This window comes from Spirosoma harenae (genome assembly GCF_054776975.1).
This window is the reverse complement of sequence record NZ_BAAHBD010000017.1, coordinates 126,935-146,998: the sequence shown is the minus strand read 5'-3', so window position 1 is coordinate 146,998 and position 20,064 is coordinate 126,935. Positions and strand designations below refer to the sequence as shown.

Here is a 20,064-nt window from a genome sequence, read left to right as displayed (position 1 = left end):
GGCTGAATTGGACATAACCAAGTTGGTTTGAGTGAAACAATTTAGGAAATTGTCTCTTCCCCTTTTCACCCCTTTTGTCCACTTTCATTTGACGACGTACACTTCCTGCGTACTACGTCCTTTGGCTCTTAGCCAAGTATCGATTTCTGACTTTAGAAAGAAGAGGTGTTTTCCATCTCTTTTATGTGGAACGGCGCGACGAGATATCCAGCCATAGACCGTTGTAGGTGCTGGCTTAGCGGGGTGATACTGACAAAATTCTTCGAGGTTAAACCACTGATCCTGATCGACCGAAGAGCCACCACGTTCGGCAAGGGCTTGCCTTAAAATACCTACCTCATTTATTAGGAAGTTGAGGGCGGCCGGAACCTGGTCAAATGAAGTAATTGCGTCCATTGTGCAAGTGTTTTGTAAAACTTGCACAATAGTATAGGCTTATTTAGGGGTATTTGAAAAATAGACTTGGTAGACCTAAAACAGTTCTAGTAGACGTTAATTAGGTATATCCCATTTCTTATTAGAGTTTTTTGGCTTGTTAAATGTATTAAATACTATCTCGTAATTGTAGTTACTAAAATTGTCTGTCAATAGTCGTACATACTTCTCTTTGCATTGGGTTGTTGGCTCAATTGCATAGTCTTGGGTACAACGCTTAAAAAATAAATAGAATAACTTTTTAACTGAATCTCTCTCACCTTCCGCAATATTTAGTGTCAGTTTTGGTAGATCTGTTTTACCAACAAATGCCCTGTCAATGAATTGATCGACTTGGCCAGTTGTTAGGAAAGGCTTTCCGTTTGTGCTTTTATTTTCAGCTAATTGCACAAACCATTTTTTAACCTCATCTAATGATAAAGGATGATTGAAGATGTTATTTCTAGAATCCGGTTGAGGATCGGGCGACGCGAAAGGTGTTCCATTAGCAGTATTAGAACTGCTATATAGATGACACTTCTCCTTTAACCACTTTAAATATGCAGTTAATTGGTAGGCTCGCTGGCAATCCTTAAAACGCGGCCAAATGGTATTCCAAAGTTCTTCTTGGCTTGTAGACTCTTGCGTATCAGCTTGTAATATATAGCCTACAATTGCGGGTACTGATTGGTTTTGCACCTCCAGCCAGTTTTCACACTCCTTTAGTTGAATAGCAATCCGTTTGTGCTCTTCACCAATTAGTTGAATAGCTTCGCGCTCTGTTGAGAATAGCAAAGCTAATTCTGCCTCAAAGCCTGTCTTCTGATAACTTAGCCCCTCTTCAGTTAGCCTAATAAATTTTTCCTCAACCGACTTTAGCTTGCTGAAATAGGTGAATGGCTGTCCGTTTTGAAAGTAATCAGTTTGAGCTTTGTTTACGGTTGAATGGACTTTTTTTTACACCCCCAGATTTTAGGTACTGCTGAAATTCTTTAGCTAACCCTATCCAGGTAAATTTACGATCTTCATAGGCAGTCTTTTCTTCGTGAAGGTCAATAAGATCCTGAATATGTTTGTATAGTGAGTCCTTGAAAAACTCAGAATCGAACTTATTATCTGTCAAGCCTTTTTTGGCTAGTTCCCTGTCATATATTTCCTTGAAGTCATCGGGATTCCCTGAACTGGCAAGTCTTTGCTGAGGGAATGAACGGGATACGATTAGAACTTGTTCCCCGTCCTTATTCGTGTATGTTTCATCTTCGTGTACGCACAACACTTCTAAAAAATCCCGGCACCAAACTCTTTGACCGGTTCTAGGGTCTTGGTAAGATCTGGCGTTATAAGGCGTTATTGTGGTCTGATAACTGTCAGCTACGTGTCCCGGATAACCGTATTTGGGATGATAAATATTACAGTCGATTGGATTATCCTCAGCATCATGATAAAAGAAGCCTACAATGTCTGGGGCCTTCACGAGTAGGAAATCATGCAGTCGACCTGCATCGAGTATATCTTTTAATGGACCTTTAGAAAAGTCTAAACTTTCCATCTTAAAAATTCAGATTAAAGGGTTAGCTTAATTTTTTCTGCTGCTTCACGCTTTGCTTTATCCATCACCTTCGCATAAATCTGGGTAGTCGCAATATCCCGATGACCAAGCATCTTGGAAATGGTGTAGAGGTCTGTACCCAAGGACAGTTGGAGAGTAGCGAACGTATGCCGGAAGGCATGGAACGTGATATTCCGGGTAATGCCAGCGCGAAGAATCCACTGGTGTAATCGATGACTTTGCCAGGCCGAATAGAGCAGCCCTGGAAACACCCTTTCCGAATCAAGACCCCGTTTTCCAAGAATCGCACAGGCCGACTCCGAAAGCGGAAGCGTTTCTACTCCCTCGGTTTTCTTCTGGGTGAATCGTAAGTAGTTCTCTTTTTTACCCGTATGTACCTCCCCCCAGACCAGTTTTTCAATATCACTGTAGCGTAGGCCTGTCAGGGCAGAAAACAAAGCACCTCGTTTGAGATCGTCAATATCGCACTCCGTGTTAGCCAGCACCTGCAATTCATCCATCGTCAGAAACTCCCGGCGCGTTTCTTTCATAGGGATGGGCTTTACCCGTTCACCCGGATTAACTTCCAGTATCTTTTCCTCATATGCCCTCTTCAGCACTATTTTAAAGATCGTAAAGTAGCCAGAGGCTGAGTTATGGGAAAGTAAAGCCTTGTTTGACCGGGAGGCATTTAATGGCTTCGCTTTCGTCAGGTACGTTCGAAATTGTTTGCAGAACTCTTCAGTTACATCACTAACCAGCAGTTTACCACCTGTAAATTTTTCTACATGTTGATAGGCACTGGGCCAGGCATAACCGCTTTGAAGACTGCGTTTCTTTTTCTCCTTATAAGCCTGTTCCTTAAACCAGGCTAGAAAATCCGCACTAGTATCCGTCTTAGTTAAAAAGCCGTAGTGTCCGCTTTGGATCGCAAGCTGCCGCTGGGCACAGACGTTCTCAGCCAGCAGGCGGGTTTCTTTATTGTGCCTGCGTTCCAGCTCACCCTTAGGCTTTTCGAAAATGTGGAGGCCTAAAAATTCGCGCCGGGTAGGCTTTCCAGTTTGGGGATGTGGAATAGGTGGGTAGAAATCCAGATAAAGACTCTTACGTCCATCATTGATTGGCTTTTCTCGAAGCGTGGCTTTCATTCAATACTAATTTGTACCTCGACTAACAGGGAGTTGTATCCCGGATACTATAAAGGTACAAGAAACCACTAAACAAGGCAATAACAAACTAGTAGTATCTAGAGTAACGACATTAAAAAAGCCCCATTATCAGGACCTTACAATAGTTTTTTAGTAGTTTAGTATAAGCTTAATATTCACCGGGCATTTTGTTTATAGAAATTTCCCTACTTTCGCACCTAATTCTAACCTTTTATTACTGTATGAAAACCAAACAAATTAGCCGGATCATGGCGCTAACGCTGGCCGGATTACTAATGACCATGATGAGTTTTGCACAGGGAGACAAAGCTAGCCGACCCAGTCCGCCAGCTACAGCTAGTGGCAAGATTGGTGGCGCCACCATCACAATCAATTACAGCAGCCCATCCGTAAAAGGCCGAAAGGTATGGGACCCCGCTGGAACACTGGCTCCGTATGGAAAAGTATGGCGGGCTGGTGCGAATGAAGCAACCATCTTCGAGACAGACAAAGACATCAAAGTTGAAGGGAAAAACCTGCCAGCTGGCAAATACAGTCTGTTCGCTATTCCTGGCGAAAAAGACTGGAAATTCATTTTCAATTCGCAAACCGGTCAGTGGGGAATCAAACGGGGTGGTGAAGCCAACCGCGACCCAGCAAACGATGTATTGACGGTTGATGCAAAGGCGAAGCAGTCAGCACCGAATGAAAAACTTGCTTACGAAGTTACAGGGAATGGCGTTACCCTAAGATGGGATACAGTTGAAGTGCCGATTTCCATTAAGTAAGCCAGTAAAAATTACGTTTTGAAACCTAAAAGGTCTCGCAGACCTTTTAGGTTTTTTTATGCTTGCCTACTGCCTACATAATTGGTTCATTGACTACAATTTCCTGCGTGAGCCCACACTTCTCCATAAATTCGTTGGTAAACACAGCTCGAGTCGGCGTATCTAACAAGTGCTGACGAGCTTTAAGCCAGGAATTCACATTTCCGTCAGTAAACATGTTCCGAACACGCTGGGCTGTGAGCCCAAAATTCACTTTTCCCCAATGCATGGTATAAGGGATTCCGTCGGATTCCAGGCTGTCCCATACCCGTACCAGAAACTGATTCGTTAGCGTTGATTCGATGCCGTCCAGTTCTATGACACACGTAATTGGAAAACGAGTGAAGCCCAACGTAGCCGACGTTTGCCTGACCCAGCGAAGCCCCAAAATTCCCGGAAAAGCCGACTGTTTATTCAACTCAATAATTTTTTCCAGTACCCGTGGGCTATCCCGTGAATCGACGCCAATAGCAGCACTGCACGCTTTCCCCCGAATATCCGTAGGCGCAAAAAAGTCCATAACTGTACCTACCCAACCGTTCGTTTGTTCAATAGCCGATGGATACAATTGATTGACCAATAGAGGCACAAGATGCCCAGGATTCAGTAAATCCAGCACTTTTTGCATCAATCCCAATGTATCGTCGCCGTATATAAAATCCGGTTTGGCTGGCGGTGACACAGCCTGCGCAGGCTTGGTAGCATGTTTATACAAAATCCTAACAAACGCGCCCCGGCTAGCATCGATTCCGTTCAGATCGATTTGATGAGGATTTACAATCAACTGAAAATGATAGGGTTTCTCATTGGCAAGCAAATCAGGAAGTGGTGGATTGAACTGATTGGCTATACCCGAAAAATCACAATCCGTCATCGCTTTTTTCAGGGCCGGATTATAAAGAACGTTATCAAAACTGTACGATTTCAGCCAGAATAAATCTTCTGTTTCGAGTAGCAAGCCATGAATAAAGCCAAATGAGCCAAAACCGACCACTACTGCGTTAAAAAGCTCATCATTGCGCAAGACTTCAGAAATACCCAGACCCGTCGTAAAACTAGCCTTAACAACTGGATTCGATGCCCGCTCAAGCCAGATATGGCGATCTGGACCACAAACGAGATGAATACCGACGATGGCATCATGAACCGCTCCAAAATTGAATGCAGCACCGTGTGTTCCGGTCGATATAGCGCCAGCAATCGTTTGCCCGTTACTGGCTCCTGACGCCCGAATCGATTTTTTGCTATCCAAAAGCATCTTCTCGATCAAGTGAACCGTGATACCGCATTCAGTAAACAACAAATTACTAGCCGATTTACCCTTCGCCAGGTAAGCCGACTCAACCGATGTACTGCGAACGTTCAAGGTCGTTGTCAGCGCATTAGCATCAATCATGCCGCCATTGGTAACTCCTACCTTCGCAAATGACCAGTTTTTTCCGATCATTCGCATACGTAATCCGTTCCCAATAGCGTGTCGGATTAGCCATTGCAGGTTAGCTGTTGTTTGCTTATACGCTCCTCGAGTATCAGTCGGAGCAGTCGGAATCCGTAGCTTGAAAGAAGCATTAGGTGTTAAGGGCTGGGTAAAATTTTCGTGTTTATTCGTCAATGAACTGACGTTTAATAGCTCAAGTCCATTTGGCAGGCTCATATGTTTTATACGGATTACGATGAACGAGGATTAGAGAGAATCTCGTGGAGGCACGTAAGGGGCGCAACACCACCGTACTTGTTGCTTATTGACAATACCAAGCGTAAAAGTCGTTAGCAAATAGTGGCCAAATGTGGATTTTACGGTAACACTATTGAGGTGATTGAATCGTGGATCGCAGGGCGGTTTCAGATCGGTCGGTTGCTTGATACCCCAGAAATAACCCGTTATGGTTTTTTGCGTGTACGTAACTCCTGTGGGGGTATCACAGTCGGGCTCGGTTGTGACGCGTGTAGTCATACACCCGGAAAATAAGGGCATGATTGCGATCAGAAATACCCTCGTTCGTTGCCTACAAATGTGGGCAATCCGCAAAGGAGGTGAGTGCCGAATCATAGCAAAAGAGAAGGTATGGTGTAACTGAAGGAAAAGTTAGATTTATTCCTTATACGATCTCCAACACATTGATTGAACGGCAAATACAAATAAAAACCGCAATGATACTTACCCATAGGCAAGTGTCATTGCGGTCGTTTATGTCGGTTAGATAACCCGACTTATTAATTTACCCTTAGTGCATTTTCTGCTTTATCTATACCCGAATGAACAGCATCGGCTGCGTCATCAACGGTATTGTTATAGGCTCGTTTGGCCTGGGTACGTTTTTGATTAACTGTTCCCTGCGCATCATCTTTGTATTTTTCAAATACCTGTTCGGCTTCATTGGCATAGCGGTCAGCCTGGTTACTGGCTCTGCCGACGAGTCGATCAACCTTCGCTTTTACCTGATCAACACCTTCTTCCCACTGATTTTGCAGTTCATTGGCTTTGTCCGTCAATTTCTCACGGGTTTCTTTACCACTCCGTGGTGCTGTCAAGTAACCAATGGCTAAACCGGCTAGTACTCCTCTTAGAAAGCTCATAATAGGGTCTGTTTAAGTTTTTCTACGTTTGTCTGTATCCATTTAAAAAGTGTGCCAACTGTTAGTAACAAAAGACAACCCTTTGTCCATCAGACAGATAGCCAACTCTCTTCTTATATTGTCATCCCGTTTATGGCTATTTTCTGAGTATTTACTTCCACAAGTTAGAGGTTAAGAGTCGGCACATTATAAATAAATCGGGCCGCTAAATCTAGCGGCCCGATGGTCTAAAAGAATAGGCTGGGAAGATTAACGTTTCTCAGCAATCACTTCCCGAATATCGTTGATGATTTTTCCAGCTAGATAGTCTGCCGTAGCGAGTGTATCGGATTCTGAATAGATTCGTATGATGGGTTCTGTATTCGATTTACGAAGATGTACCCACTCTTTATCGAACTCAATTTTAACGCCATCAATCGTATTGATTGGATTACGGGCATACTTGGCCTGAATCCGATCCAGCACTGAATCAACGTTAATATCGGGTGTTAGCTCGATCTTGTTTTTGGAAATGTAATAGTTGGGATATGTCCGGCGCAGGATCGAAACCAGTTTACCCGATTTAGCTACGTGTGTCAGAAACAAGGCAATACCGACTAAAGCATCCCGCCCGTAGTGCAGATCGGGGTAAATGATGCCTCCGTTTCCTTCACCACCAATAAGGGCATTATTGGCTTTCATCATTTCCACGACATTGACCTCTCCCACTGCCGAGGCAAAATGCTTCCCGCCATACTTCTGGGTAACGTCGCGAAGAGCAACCGTACTCGACATATTCGATACAGTATTAGTTGCCCGGCCACTGTCGGCTGGAGTATTTTTCAACACGTAGTCAGCAACAGCAACAAGTGTGTATTCTTCACCAAATGGCGAACCATCTTCTGAGATCAAAGCAAGCCGATCTACGTCAGGATCAACCACAATGCCCAGGTCAGATTTCCCTTTTTGCATCTCCTTAATGATATCCCGGAGATTTTCGGGTAGTGGTTCGGGATTATGGGCAAAATGGCCCGTTGGTTCGCAGTGAAGCTTTGTAATGGTTTCGACACCCAGCGCTTCCAGCAGCATCGGAACAGCAAGTCCTCCGGTTGAATTAACGGCGTCGACAACAATACGGAAATTACGTTTAGCAATCGCTTCGCGATCTACCAACGGCAATGCCAGAATCAGATCGATGTGTTTTTGGAGCCAGGTCGAATCAGCACGGTATTGACCCAATTTTCGAACCTCAGCAAACTCAAACGACTCCGTTTCGGCAATAGCTAGTACCTCAGCTCCGTCCTCAGCGGAAATAAATTCGCCCGCTTCGTTCAGTAATTTTAATGCATTCCATTGAATTGGGTTGTGACTGGCAGTCAGGATAATACCTCCTGCTGCATTTTCACCCGGTACGGCCAGTTCTACCGTTGGCGTGGTGGAAAGGCCAAGGTCAACAACATTCAGACCGAGTCCTTGCAGGGTAGCAGCCACTAATTTGGAAACCATTTCGCCCGACAACCGACCATCGCGGCCAATCACAACCGTGTTTAGAGCTGGATTGCGTTGCCGAAGCCACTGCCCGAAAGCAGCCGTAAATTTCACTACATCTAAAGGGGTCAGGCCGTCTCCGCTGCGTCCTCCAATCGTTCCTCGAATCCCTGAAATCGACTTTATTAATGCCACGTTATGGGTTGGATATGTGTTTTGGTTAAAGTTGTAAAGATAGTCAATCATGACCAGTCAACTGTTGTCAGTTACTGGCTGATGGGCAATAGTTGGAGAGTAGCGCAAACTACGAACGCTCCCGTTTGACAATTATTGACTGCATTTAGTGAAATATAAGTTCGGAGCGAAGTGCTGATTTAGCCGTTCCCATAAACATACCACGAATAGGAGCCGCTAGTTCAGGTTTGGCTGTAGAAGTGAGGAAAATGTGCCGGTTCGCTACGATAGCCCCTTCAGTTGGATCGAAACCGCGCCAGCCAGCCCCCGGTAAATACACTTCTACCCAGGCATGAAGCTGATGTTCCTGTTGCGGATTGCCAAACAAGTAGCCACTTACAAACCGAGCGGCAATCCCTAAACTCCGGCACGCGGCCATGAATAAGGTTGTATAGTCGCGACAGGAGCCTTTGCGTTGTGAAAGAGTTTGCTCTGCCGGTAAGGGAGCACCTTCCTCTCTGATTTCGTAAGTAAAGCCCCAGATTGCCTGATTGAGCGCCAGCAGGAATGCCGTTGTTTGCCAGCCTGCTCCCTCGGCCAATTGCTTCGCCCATTGCTCTACAGAATTTGGTACGCCCATTCTTGACAGATAAGGATAGAGCAATTCTTCTTCAGCTTTAGGATAGTGAAACGGAACCCGCTGAGCATCAAACGGAAACAGCACGAAATCAAACGAATTGAATTCGCCAGACTCAAGCTCCATATCAACCGTGACCAGCAAGCGGGAGGTAAGCTGACTGAAATAAGCTAGTTGTTGCACATTTCCTTCAACATCCACATTTCGTACGACCTTAGTAGGTTCTGGTTCGATAACCAACTTGTACGATAGCAGCCGCTGATAGGGATACATACGCGGGTATAGATAGAGCGTTTGCGGCCCTAACGCTACCGGCATATCGTACGTGTATTCGGATTCATGCCGGACGTGCAGAAGCATGTGGAGAGTTTATTAGTGATGAACGATGAGTGATGAATTATAAACGAAGAAATCACTCATCGTTCATCTCTCATCACTTATACCTTATTTACGGCGCGAACCTTGTCAAAAATAGGGGTCATCCAGTCAGAAGGAAGTTTTCGAACGGAGTTGCTGAGTAAAGCACTCCATTGATGCGAGACTTCTTCCATGTCTTCTTTTTCCAGTCGATATTCCGTCATGTGGAAACTGTCTTTAGGGTAGATAACCACGTCCAACGGATAATCCACATCATTTGCGCTCACGCGGGTAGCATCAAACGCCAGAAAACCGATTTTCAGCGCATCCTGCAAGCTGGACTCATACGATAAATTCCTGAATAGCAACGGCTTACCATACCCTGAATTGCCAATAATCTTAAATGGCGATCCCTGATCAACTTCTACCCAGTTTCCTTCCGGATAAAGCATGAACAATTTATGTTCGGTATCATCTTCCAGTTGCCCACCCACAATGGCGTTGAGGTTGAAATTCAGTCCATTGGCAATAATAGACGCTTTATCCTCCTGCGCTACTCGTTTCACCTGTTCACCAAACGCGTTGACGGCTTTGTATAACTTATTGAATGACCGATCCTGTTCGGTAAGCACTTCGCTGAAATACGTAATGGCTTTGTCCCGAACTGACCGCAAACCTGAGGTCATGATAAATAACGAGTGGTTCTCGACTTCATGAACCGATATTTTCCGGTTTGATGAAACTTCGGTACCGGAGGTCAATCGTCTGTCGGCAATGGCAACCAGCCCCGACGCAACTTTAACGCCTAAACAATAAGTCATTCGATAGAGTGTAAAAGCAACTCGTAAAGCTGACAAATATACAGGTTACCCCTATTTGTGTTCGCTTTACGAGCCTGTTTTTCTTGAAAAAGTATACCATTCAGGTTTATCTTACAACCAGTGCACGTCTGAGTTTAGACCAAAACCCTTTATCAGTTAGTTATCAAGGGTATTTATCTAACCATCAAATCATATAGTATTTCTCGATACGATTATCAATTAAATCAATTTGATTTATTAATATCAACCGTTTAATCTTGTGCCTGTAAATCGGTTTACTGACCTTTACCTGTTTAAAACACATTCTAGATAGGTTCTTACCAATAACTTTCAAAATGGAAAATTTCTCAGGCGACATTAGCAAATGTCCATTTCACTCAGCACTCGGAGGTGAAGTCCAAAAGACTGAAAAAATTAGTGCTGCTGGCGACGGAACTCAAAACCGTGATTGGTGGCCGAATCAATTGAAAGTAAACATTCTTCGTCAGCATTCGTCGCTGTCGAACCCAATGGGCGAAGACTTCAATTATGCAGAAGCATTCAAGAGCCTCGATCTGGAAGCTGTTAAGAAAGACCTCCATGCGCTGATGACCGATTCTCAGGACTGGTGGCCGGCCGATTTTGGTCACTACGGCCCTCTGTTCATCCGTATGGCTTGGCATAGTGCAGGTACATATCGGATAGGTGACGGCCGGGGTGGTGCTGGTGCTGGTCAGCAGCGTTTTGCTCCGCTGAATAGCTGGCCCGACAACGTGAGCCTTGATAAAGCTCGTCGACTGCTTTGGCCGATCAAACAGAAATACGGCCGGAAAATTTCCTGGGCCGATTTAATGATTCTGACAGGTAACGTAGCACTGGAATCGATGGGTTTCAAGACATTCGGTTTTGGCGGTGGACGTGCCGATGTTTGGGAGCCTGAAATTGATGTTTACTGGGGTGCCGAGAAAACCTGGCTGGGCAACGAAGAACGTTATTCTAAAGGGGTTCCGGGTGTAGCCGCAGAGGGCGTAGTGAGTTCTGATGAAGATGCTAGAGGCATTACCCATTCACGCGATCTGGAAGAACCGCTGGCAGCCGCCCACATGGGTTTGATTTATGTAAATCCGGAAGGCCCAGACGGCAATCCTGATCCGATCAAAGCGGCCAAAGATATTCGCGAAACGTTTGGCCGGATGGCGATGAATGACGAAGAAACGGTTGCTCTGATTGCAGGTGGTCACTCGTTTGGTAAAACACACGGAGCGTCTACATCAGACCATGTTGGCCCTGAACCAGAAGGTTCTGATATTGAACTGCAAGGTTTTGGCTGGTCAAATAGCTTTGGCTCAGGCAAAGGTGGTGACACTATCACGAGCGGTCTGGAAGTTACCTGGACAAGCACCCCAACCCAGTGGAGCAACGGCTTCTTCCAAAACTTATTTGGTTTCGATTGGGAATTAACGAAAAGCCCAGGTGGCGCCCATCAATGGGTAGCTAAAGGTGCAGGCAACATCATTCCCGATGCTCACGATCCGTCGAAAAGTCATGCGCCAACCATGCTCACGACCGACCTTGCGTTGAAATTTGATCCTGAATACGAAAAAATTTCAAGACGGTTCTTCGAAAATCCAGATGAATTTGCGGATGCATTTGCTCGTGCCTGGTTCAAACTGACGCACCGCGATATGGGTCCTCGTGCTCTTTATCTGGGTCCTGACGTACCTGAGGAAGTGCTTATCTGGCAAGACCCAATACCGGCTGTTGACCATGCCTTGATTGATGAAGCTGATATTGCTGGGTTAAAAGCGAACATTCTTGCTTCTGGCCTGTCAGTATCTGAACTGGTTTCAACTGCCTGGGCTTCAGCTTCTACATTCCGTGGCTCGGATAAGCGGGGTGGTGCAAACGGCGCACGGATTCGTCTGGCCCCTCAAAAAGATTGGGCAGTGAACAATCCGGCTCAACTGTCAAAAGTGTTGGGTACGCTGGAAAGCATCCAGGAAGAATTTAACAGCACGCAATCAGCCGGGAAAAAGGTATCTCTGGCCGACCTGATTATTCTGGCCGGTAATGCTGGCGTAGAGAAAGCTGCGAAAGATGCAGGCCACGAACTTACGGTTCCATTTGCGGCTGGTCGAATGGATGCGTCGCAAGATCAAACCGACGTAGAGTCATTTGCTGTACTTGAGCCTCTCGCCGATGGTTTCCGCAACTACCTGAAAGCCAAGTTCACCGTATCGACAGAAGAATTGTTGATCGATAAGGCTCAATTATTGACCTTAACAGCACCTGAACTGACGGTCCTGATTGGTGGTTTGCGCGTTCTGGGCGCCAACTACAATGGTTCGAAGAACGGGGTTTTCACCGACCGTCCAGGAGTGCTGACCAACGATTTCTTTGTGAATCTGCTCGACATGAGTACCGCCTGGAAATCGGTGGAAGAGCATAAAGAAATCTTTGAAGGCCGCGACCGTAAAACGGGTGACCTGAAATGGACCGGCACCCGCGCCGACCTCGTTTTTGGTTCGAACTCAGAACTTCGGGCGATTGCCGAAGTATACGGAAGTGGCGATGCACAGGAAAAGTTTGTAAAAGACTTCGCAGCGGCCTGGGCTAAAGTCACGAACCTTGATCGGTTTGATTTAGCTTGATTGTATTTTCGTAGATAAGTGCTAAAGGTCGGGCAGTTTTTTGTCCGACCTTTTTTGTTGAAACTCCGCAAGAATCGGGTTTTAAGGCACTCGGTTTATGGCGAAATTTGTTAAACAAAAACAAAGGCTATGAACACCAACAACACGTACACATACGAGCAAATTGCCCGTGCTATCGAGCACCTGACGGCTCATTATCAGGAGCAACCGTCGCTCCGTGAACTAGCCGAGAAAGCAAACTTGAGCGAGTTTCATTTTCAACGATTGTTCACGGAATGGGCCGGGGTGAGCCCTAAAAAATTCGCGCAATACCTCACACTCGAACACGCCAAGAATCGACTTCGACATGGTGTTCCTCTGGCCGATGCCGCCCATGACGCAGGACTCTCCGGTACGGGCCGTTTGCATGATTTATTCGTCTCTATCGAAGGCGTTACGCCGGGGCAATTTAAGCAGTCGGGTTCTGGGCTTGTGCTTACGTTTGGCCTGTTTGACAGCCCGTTTGGGCAATATGTATTGGGTGTAATCAATGGAAAGATTGCGCTATTGCATTTCCTGAAAGATGGAGACGTACCCGAAGTTGCACTAACTAATGCCTGGCCCGAAGCGATACTCTCCGCTGATTCAACCGCCATTCAATACCTGGCAGATCAGATTTTCGCTACGATTAACGGAACGAATGATATTGGTCAGCATTCTTTACCCGTTTTGCTGCGTGGATCAGCATTTCAACTCAAAGTATGGGAAGCCTTGCTTAAAATCCCTGAAGGTCAATTAGCAAGCTACGATCAGATTGCCGATGCGATTGGTCAACCAACAGCCTCGCGGGCAGTGGGTACCGCTATTGGAAGCAATCCCGTTGGCTACCTGATTCCCTGCCATCGCGTTATCAAAAAAACAGGGCTATTTGGTGGTTATCGTTGGGGAGCCGAGCGTAAACAAGCTATGCTTGGCTGGGAAGCGGCACGGGTTGAACGTTGACAACAGGTCAATTGATTTTTTATCATTCTGACCGTAGGGAAGTTTAAGATTCTAACCTACGATCAGAATGATAAAAAATCGGTTTAAAGGCATAAGACTCATAAACAATGAAATCAACACTTGACTGGCCTCAGTACCAGGCAAACCTTTCCGAAACGGGCTTTACTTTGTTGCCCTCGCTTCTCTCAAAAAACGAGTGTCAGGACTTGGCCAATTTGTTCGATGCGTCCGGTTTGTACCGAAAGACAATTGTGATGCAACAACATGGCTATGGTAGTGGCGAATACAACTATTTCAATTATCCATTACCTCCCGTAATTGAGACACTCCGACATGAGTTGTTTACGCAATTAGCGCCCGTTGCGAATGAGTGGAATGCCAAACTCAGTATACCTCTACGTTACCCAACCGATCTCGGCGAGTGGCTGGAAATCTGCCACAAAGCGGGGCAAAATCGCCCTACACCGCTTATTCTTAAATACGGCCCCGGCGGCTGGAATGCACTCCATCAGGATATATATGGCGAATTGTATTTTCCATTTCAGGCAGTATTGTTTCTAAGTCAGCCAAACGTCGATTATACGGGTGGGGAATTTGTTCTGGTGGAACAACGTCCACGCATGCAATCGAAAGCAACGGTTTTGCAACCCGGGCAGGGACAAGTTGTCATTTTCACAACAAAGTATCGACCGGCCAAAAGCACACGCGGTTATTATCGAGCTGCCATGCGACACGGTGTCAGTGAGATTCGTTCGGGTACACGCATCAATCTAGGGCTAATTTTTCATGATGCCGCATGATACGTCATATTGAGCTTGGCGCAACAGAATTTGCTCGTAAACGGAAGCTGGTGGAATTGATACGGACCAATCAGCTTTCATTAGCTGGCCATAAACCCGGTAAGATTTATGGACGACTCGACTGCCGAACAGGCAAACGCATGAAACCCGAAAACCGTACGTTTTTCCAAGACGTAGCAGAAGCAATTTCAGCCGGTTACCGTCCGTGTGCTGTGTGTTTGCCTAAAGCCTACCAACAGTGGAAACGTGACCTAAACCGCTACTTGTCCGTCTGATGTTTTTTCGTTAATCTTGTTAAGGTATCAACCAACACAGGTATGACTGAAATTGCCGAAAAGAAGCCACGTCGGAACAATCGATCATCTTCTCGCAGTATTCCTCCTGCTCTCATCTATGAAATGTGGAACGGTAAACCGATTTATTACCACGGATACCAGGATGTACTGGCAGGTAAGAAATCCATTGAGGAAGTCATGTCGTGTTCTGATTTACAGGGTGTTTTGGTATCCATTCTTCATGGTCATTTGTACAGTATTATAAACCGTAAAAAGTATTTGCTTGCTACCAATGAGATTGGCCTACACTTAGCATTGAATGACAATTTAGGCAATGATATAGTCATTTTTGAAAAAGAGAAGCTCGGCAAACTCAAAGGAAAATACTTCGATCTGGCTCCCAAAATTGTGATTGAGGTTGACATTAAGGCCGACGTATCTGACTTTCCGAACAAAGCGGACGAGTACATTATGCGGAAATCACAAAAACTGCTTGACTTTGGTGTCGAGAAGGTGCTTTGGGTGATTACGAGTATGCAAAAAGTTTACGTTATCAATCAAAACGATCCAACCTGGTACGTCGTAAACTGGTCAGAAGATATTCCGGTCATTGATGATTGCACATTGAATATCAAGCAACTTTTACAAGACGAAGAAATTGATTATTAAGCCATAATCACTCCTTTCAGGATCGCGACACTGCGTTCCAATTCCTCTTCTGTGCTTGATGCGAATCCAAGTCGTGTACCATTGAGCCGTTGGCCTGGAGGGTTATGCGCTACCCCATTCGACAAATACAATCCATTCTTGCCTGCACGATGAGCCAATGCGTCCATATCAATGGCGGAATCGAATTTCGTCCAGACAGCCATGCCGCCATCGGGTTTGGTAAACTGTACGACATCACCTAATTTGTTGGTTAGTAAATCGCAGAAGCAGTCCCGACGAGCTTGATAAGTACGTAAAGCTTTCCGGAAATGACGTTTCAAATCGCCCGTCTTAAACAGTTGGCCAATCGCAAATTCGAGCATGGGATCGCCCTGGCGGTCAATAATTCGGCGGAGTCTGGCTAGTTCATCGATCAGGAGAGTTGGAGCTACTACGTAGCCAATCCGAAATGCTGGTGCAACGGATTTTGTTAGAGACCCAACGTACACAACCATTCCTTTTCGGTCGGCGCTGGCGAGTGGCAGAATCGGCCGACTGAGGTAGTGAAAATCATAATCATAGTCATCTTCCAGAACCACAAAAGCGTACTGTTCAGCCAGTTGCAGTAGACGAATGCGTCGGTCGGCACGTAGTGTAACAGTTGTTGGGTAATGATGATGGGGCGTCACAAACACCATTCGAATGGGTTGTCTCTGGCATAGATCGGCCAATGCGTCCATATCCATACCATGTTGGTCAACGGGTATAGTCTGGATCGAAGCGCCCGTTTTCTGAATGTTGATCGTAGCCCCAAACCAGGTCGTTTCGCCCGTAACAACCGTATCGCCTGGGCGTAGCAGCGTTTGGCAAGCCAGATGCATACCCATGATACTACCGCGGGTAATCAGAATATTTTCAGGTGTAGTTTGCAGTCCACGCGTCTCGTTCAGATGCTGCGAAAGCTGCTCCCGTAACAATAGATGGCCTTCCGTAGCTACATACCCAAAATGCTGCTGCGGATTCCCCCAGCGAAAATAAGACCGATACGCCCGACTCAATTCATCCATGGGTGCCAGTCGAATATCGGGAAATCCATCGTCCAGATGGAGGTCGGATGCATACGTCAGTACAGGCCGGACCAGAAAATCCAGCGTTTCGAAAGAATAACCAGGAGCCTGTAAACTAGATCGTTCTGCCCGCGATATGGCTTGTCCAGGTACTAGTGGTAATGGTTTTATCTCAGGAAAATGCTCCGCTACGTACGTTCCGCTTCCCGCCCGGCTCTCAAGCCACCCCTGCGCTAATCCTTCGTCATAAGCTGCGACAATAGTTTGTCGATTCAATTGTAGTAACTCACCCAGTTGCCGCGTACCGGGTAATCGTTGACCAGCCTGAAGGGTTCCTTCACGAATCAATTGACCTAACTGATTGCCGAGTTGAACAAATACGGGCGTGCCTGAGGCTTTATCGATCTGAATTAATGACTTGAATGGTAGCACAACTGGACGAGCTAATATCTAAAAACTGGACCATTTTGATAGTCCGGTAAAATACGACATTTGTTGTGAATTTACCGTACAACCATTCCCTATCAACTACTATGCAAACCGCCCGAACAACACCAAGCCGCTTAGCCAAACGCGCCCACTACGACGAAGCCACCATTCACCCGATTCTGGACGAAGCTTTATTCTGTACCGTCAGTTTTGCTATTGATGGGCAACCGATGGCTATTCCAACAGCTTTTGCTCGGAAAGGCGATAAACTGTACATTCACGGGTCGGTAGGCAGTCATTTTATTCGAAGCATCGAAAATGGTGCACCGGTATGCATTACTGTCATGCTGGCCGACGGGCTTGTTCTCGCGAAATCAGCGTTTCACCATTCGGTCAATTATCGCTCAGTTGTCATTTTTGCGAATGCTGAAAAAGTGATCGACGAAGACGAACGTATGGAAGTATTGGCACTCATTACCGATCACTTAATTCCCGGTCGCTGGGACGATTTACGACCAACAACAGTGAGTGAAATGCGCAAAACAACCGTACTGGCGTTCTCACTGGCCGAAGCATCTGCAAAATTGCGCACTGGCGGTCCTAACGATGATCCTGAAGATGAAGATTTGCCAACGTGGGCCGGAGTGATTCCTTTACAAACGGTTCGCCAAACACCCATTCCGAAAGAAGGAGATAAAGCCATTCCGTTACCAGCCTATTTACGATGAGACTTGTTGAACTGACTGCCACCAATAATTTCGGCTATGCATCTTTTATGCAAGCCGGTTTTGTAGCTCACCAGGATTGCTTTCGCATTAGCCCAGCCGACGCATTTGGCGAACCGTTTCCGACGACTGGTCAACCCGATAGTTTTACGCTCGGTGTCCTTTCCAGCACAAATGAACTGGTCGGTTCGGTAAGTTTTAAACGCGAAGGGGAAGCCCGTAAAAAGCTCCGGCACAAGGGGTTACTGTTTGCAATGTATGTAGCCGCCGATTACAGCGGTCAGGGTATTGGACGAATGCTGCTGGAAGAGACCATTCGCCGGGCGCGATGCTTACCAACTATGGAACAGATTAACCTGAGTGTCCTTGCAGCGAATGAACGGGCGAAACGGCAGTACCAAAAGTTAGGATTTCGATCATTTTCGTTTGAAAAAAACGCCATTAAAGATGGGGATCGCTATTATGATGAAGAGCTCATGGTGCTTTTCTTAAACGATATTGTCCCCTAATCCAGAATCATATTATGTTGTCAGTCAATGACATACTCCTCTTCGCGCTGGCTGCGCTAGGGCTTGTTCTGACGCCGGGCCCGAATATGATCTACTTAATTTCCAGATCTATAACACAGGGAAAACGGGCGGGGCTTATATCGCTGACAGGTGTAGTTGTCGGGTTTCTGGGCCATATAGTTTTGGTATCTGCTGGGTTAACAGCTGTCTTTCTGGCAATACCGTTAGCGTATGAAATCCTGCGATGGCTAGGAGTCGGTTATCTGCTTTACCTAGCCTGGGAATCCGTTAAACCCGGAAGCATTTCGCCGTTTCAAACACGCCATTTAGCGCATGATTCAGACTGGAAATTGTTTCGGATGGGCTTTCTGACCAATGCACTGAATCCGAAAGTAGCTGTATTTTATCTGTCGTTTTTTCCGCAATTTACTCATCCGGAATACGGCTCACTCTGGTTCCAGAATATCCAATTAGGCCTAATTCAACTAACGATAAGCGGCACAGTTAATACGATCATTATTCTGTCAGCCGCCCAACTGGCACGTTGGTTTCAGGCTCGTTCGGCGTATATACGAGCGCAGGAATGGGTTATGGCTAGTATTTTGACAAGTTTGGCCGTACGTATGGCGGTCGATAAAGGTAAGTAGGGCCGGAATTTTTGTGATTCCTAACAATTTATACAGAGTATAAGGAATCCAATGAGCTATGTTCTTTTCAGTAACGATGAGCTGATATATGAAAATCCAGTTTTCTCCCGAAGATGGGCTCAAACAGCTACAGATTAGCGCAAATGAGTTTGTCGAATTGTTTACACATGGAAGTCTGGTTGTTGAGTATTACAAGCCTGACCGGATTGATAAACAACAACCGCATCGTCGCGACGAAGTATACGTAATTACGACTGGCAGCGGTACGTTCGATCATGCGGGCGAGAAAATGACGGTAAAACCCGGTGATTTATTGTTTGTCCCAGCCGGAGTTACCCATCGATTCGAGAACTTTACCGATGATTTTGCTACGTGGGTATTGTTTTACGGCCCCGATGGTGGAGAGCAGAATTCTGACAGGATTTCCAGTTGAACCAATACAAATTATGGCCAAACAGCATCACTATACGCTCACAGTCACCTGGACAGGCAATAAAGGCGAAGGCACACGCAGCTACCGTGCTTACGACCGAAATCACATTATTTCTGCCGAAAATAAACCCGACATTCCCGGTTCATCTGATCCTTCGTTTCGAGGAGATAAAACGCGGTATAATCCTGAAGAAATGCTGATCGCTTCCCTTTCAACCTGCCATATGTTGTGGTATCTGCATCTTTGCGCCGAATCAGGTATAGTTGTTGTCGAGTACACCGACTCACCGACCGGAATTATGGAAGAAACAGCCGACGGTGGCGGTCATTTCACTACGGTTACGCTTTTCCCGAACGTAGTGGTTGCCGACGAAACAATGGTGGATCAGGCAAACGAGCTACATCATCAGGCGAACAAGCTATGTTACATTGCCAATTCATGTAATTTCCCAATTCTCCATACTCCTACCTGCCGCGTCGTTTGACAACAAATACCTTATAGTGAATAACTTACATTGCGAAAAAAAGCCGCGTCAAAGAACAACGCGGCTTTTTGATTATTTATGGATAGAAAGAAACGCGTTACTGGTTTACGTGTGAAAATTAGTGTACTGAATCAGCGCGTTGTTCGTAATTTCAGTTCAGTCAAATCGGCCATAAACTGTTTGAATGTAGGATCACTAGTTTTATCCAGAGCAGCCGACCCTCTGCGATATACGGTATCGAGGTATCGCTGATAGAGGATATCAAACGAGTTGGCAGCATCGGTAGATTGAAAGGGATTAACTTGTTTGCGGTCAACAGGGAGTTTCTTTTTCATGGGCTTAAGTCATCAATAATCAGTTGAGAAGTGATCTCTCAGTCGATTGCTCAATGCCCCGGCAAATTGCCTTATCCGTGGCGAACTGGCTAACGCCCTCGTTACATCTATTAACACTTATGTTACATGG

23 protein-coding genes are annotated in these 20,064 nt (G+C 46.0%); 11 read left to right on the top strand and 12 right to left on the bottom strand.

What is annotated here, in order from left to right:
* Positions 1-84: 84 nt before the first annotated feature.
* The 4 genes from ACYVE4_RS21995 to ACYVE4_RS21980 form a co-directional block, all read right to left on the bottom strand.
* Positions 85-396: a helix-turn-helix domain-containing protein gene (locus tag ACYVE4_RS21995; RefSeq protein WP_461042400.1), complete on the bottom strand. Its 312-nt coding sequence runs from the start codon at positions 394-396 to the stop codon at positions 85-87.
* Positions 397-492: 96 nt separating this feature from the next.
* The gene (locus tag ACYVE4_RS21990) at positions 493-1,209 is read right to left on the bottom strand and encodes a hypothetical protein (protein ID WP_461042399.1); all 717 of its coding nucleotides are present in this window, start codon (positions 1,207-1,209) and stop codon (positions 493-495) included.
* Between the two features lie 124 nt (positions 1,210-1,333).
* Positions 1,334-1,963 (bottom strand): hypothetical protein, encoded by a 630-nt coding sequence (locus ACYVE4_RS21985; protein WP_461042398.1) that lies wholly within the window; start codon positions 1,961-1,963, stop codon positions 1,334-1,336.
* 14 nt (positions 1,964-1,977) lie between these two features.
* On the bottom strand, positions 1,978-3,111 hold the full coding sequence (locus ACYVE4_RS21980) for a tyrosine-type recombinase/integrase (RefSeq protein ID WP_461042397.1): 1,134 nt from the start codon (positions 3,109-3,111) through the stop codon (positions 1,978-1,980).
* Between the two features lie 242 nt (positions 3,112-3,353).
* Here ACYVE4_RS21980 and ACYVE4_RS21975 point away from each other — a divergent pair, with 242 nt between their 5' ends.
* Positions 3,354-3,899: a DUF2911 domain-containing protein gene (locus ACYVE4_RS21975; protein WP_461042396.1), complete on the top strand. Its 546-nt coding sequence runs from the start codon at positions 3,354-3,356 to the stop codon at positions 3,897-3,899.
* Between the two features lie 73 nt (positions 3,900-3,972).
* Here ACYVE4_RS21975 and ACYVE4_RS21970 read toward each other — a convergent pair whose 3' ends face one another.
* The 6 genes from ACYVE4_RS21970 to ACYVE4_RS21945 all read right to left on the bottom strand — a co-directional run bounded on the left by ACYVE4_RS21970 (position 3,973) and on the right by ACYVE4_RS21945 (position 9,971).
* A complete protein-coding gene (locus ACYVE4_RS21970; protein WP_461042395.1) occupies positions 3,973-5,592 on the bottom strand; it encodes an FAD-binding protein in 1,620 nt (539 codons plus the stop codon).
* A 30-nt stretch (positions 5,593-5,622) separates the two neighbouring features.
* Positions 5,623-5,892: a hypothetical protein gene (locus tag ACYVE4_RS21965; RefSeq protein WP_461042394.1), complete on the bottom strand. Its 270-nt coding sequence runs from the start codon at positions 5,890-5,892 to the stop codon at positions 5,623-5,625.
* A gap of 260 nt (positions 5,893-6,152) precedes the next feature.
* The gene (locus tag ACYVE4_RS21960; RefSeq protein WP_461042393.1) at positions 6,153-6,515 is read right to left on the bottom strand and encodes a YtxH domain-containing protein; all 363 of its coding nucleotides are present in this window, start codon (positions 6,513-6,515) and stop codon (positions 6,153-6,155) included.
* A gap of 249 nt (positions 6,516-6,764) precedes the next feature.
* On the bottom strand, positions 6,765-8,177 hold the full coding sequence (gene glmM / locus ACYVE4_RS21955; protein WP_461042402.1) for a phosphoglucosamine mutase: 1,413 nt from the start codon (positions 8,175-8,177) through the stop codon (positions 6,765-6,767).
* A 145-nt stretch (positions 8,178-8,322) separates the two neighbouring features.
* Positions 8,323-9,153 (bottom strand): transglutaminase family protein, encoded by an 831-nt coding sequence (locus ACYVE4_RS21950; protein WP_461042392.1) that lies wholly within the window; start codon positions 9,151-9,153, stop codon positions 8,323-8,325.
* Between the two features lie 77 nt (positions 9,154-9,230).
* Positions 9,231-9,971 (bottom strand): peptidase, encoded by a 741-nt coding sequence (locus ACYVE4_RS21945; protein WP_461042391.1) that lies wholly within the window; start codon positions 9,969-9,971, stop codon positions 9,231-9,233.
* Positions 9,972-10,306: 335 nt separating this feature from the next.
* Between ACYVE4_RS21945 and katG the strand changes: the two genes are divergently transcribed.
* From katG to ACYVE4_RS21920, 5 genes are all read left to right on the top strand, one after another.
* Positions 10,307-12,601 carry a catalase/peroxidase HPI gene (gene katG / locus ACYVE4_RS21940; protein WP_461042390.1) on the top strand — a complete coding sequence of 765 codons (2,295 nt, stop codon included), beginning with the start codon at positions 10,307-10,309 and terminating at the stop codon, positions 12,599-12,601.
* A 129-nt stretch (positions 12,602-12,730) separates the two neighbouring features.
* Entirely contained in the window at positions 12,731-13,582 is an 852-nt protein-coding gene (locus tag ACYVE4_RS21935) for a bifunctional transcriptional activator/DNA repair enzyme AdaA (RefSeq protein WP_461042389.1), read from the top strand.
* 107 nt (positions 13,583-13,689) lie between these two features.
* A complete protein-coding gene (locus ACYVE4_RS21930) occupies positions 13,690-14,382 on the top strand; it encodes a 2OG-Fe(II) oxygenase (RefSeq protein WP_461042388.1) in 693 nt (230 codons plus the stop codon).
* Positions 14,379-14,657, top strand: a complete 279-nt coding sequence (locus tag ACYVE4_RS21925) for an Ada metal-binding domain-containing protein (protein WP_461042387.1) — start codon at positions 14,379-14,381, stop codon at positions 14,655-14,657. The genes ACYVE4_RS21930 and ACYVE4_RS21925 overlap by 4 nt, the downstream gene beginning before the upstream one ends.
* A 42-nt stretch (positions 14,658-14,699) precedes the next feature.
* Positions 14,700-15,326, top strand: coding sequence for a Uma2 family endonuclease (locus ACYVE4_RS21920; RefSeq protein WP_461042386.1), 627 nt, complete (start codon positions 14,700-14,702; stop codon positions 15,324-15,326).
* On the opposite strand, the gene ACYVE4_RS21915 is transcribed toward ACYVE4_RS21920, so the two are convergent.
* Positions 15,323-16,804, bottom strand: a complete 1,482-nt coding sequence (locus tag ACYVE4_RS21915) for an aminotransferase-like domain-containing protein (RefSeq protein ID WP_461042385.1) — start codon at positions 16,802-16,804, stop codon at positions 15,323-15,325. The genes ACYVE4_RS21920 and ACYVE4_RS21915 overlap by 4 nt on opposite strands.
* Positions 16,805-16,905: 101 nt before the next feature.
* Between ACYVE4_RS21915 and ACYVE4_RS21910 the strand changes: the two genes are divergently transcribed.
* The 5 genes from ACYVE4_RS21910 to ACYVE4_RS21890 all read left to right on the top strand — a co-directional run bounded on the left by ACYVE4_RS21910 (position 16,906) and on the right by ACYVE4_RS21890 (position 19,599).
* Positions 16,906-17,529, top strand: coding sequence for a pyridoxamine 5'-phosphate oxidase family protein (locus tag ACYVE4_RS21910; protein ID WP_461042384.1), 624 nt, complete (start codon positions 16,906-16,908; stop codon positions 17,527-17,529).
* Positions 17,526-18,035: a GNAT family N-acetyltransferase gene (locus ACYVE4_RS21905; protein WP_461042383.1), complete on the top strand. Its 510-nt coding sequence runs from the start codon at positions 17,526-17,528 to the stop codon at positions 18,033-18,035. The genes ACYVE4_RS21910 and ACYVE4_RS21905 overlap by 4 nt, the downstream gene beginning before the upstream one ends.
* A 14-nt stretch (positions 18,036-18,049) precedes the next feature.
* Positions 18,050-18,682 carry a LysE family translocator gene (locus tag ACYVE4_RS21900; protein WP_461042382.1) on the top strand — a complete coding sequence of 211 codons (633 nt, stop codon included), beginning with the start codon at positions 18,050-18,052 and terminating at the stop codon, positions 18,680-18,682.
* Between the two features lie 88 nt (positions 18,683-18,770).
* The gene (locus tag ACYVE4_RS21895; protein WP_461042381.1) at positions 18,771-19,115 is read left to right on the top strand and encodes a cupin domain-containing protein; all 345 of its coding nucleotides are present in this window, start codon (positions 18,771-18,773) and stop codon (positions 19,113-19,115) included.
* A 13-nt stretch (positions 19,116-19,128) separates the two neighbouring features.
* Positions 19,129-19,599 carry an OsmC family protein gene (locus ACYVE4_RS21890; protein ID WP_461042380.1) on the top strand — a complete coding sequence of 157 codons (471 nt, stop codon included), beginning with the start codon at positions 19,129-19,131 and terminating at the stop codon, positions 19,597-19,599.
* 131 nt (positions 19,600-19,730) lie between these two features.
* On the opposite strand, the gene ACYVE4_RS21885 is transcribed toward ACYVE4_RS21890, so the two are convergent.
* Positions 19,731-19,934, bottom strand: coding sequence for a hypothetical protein (locus tag ACYVE4_RS21885; protein ID WP_461042379.1), 204 nt, complete (start codon positions 19,932-19,934; stop codon positions 19,731-19,733).
* Positions 19,935-20,064: the final 130 nt, after the last annotated feature.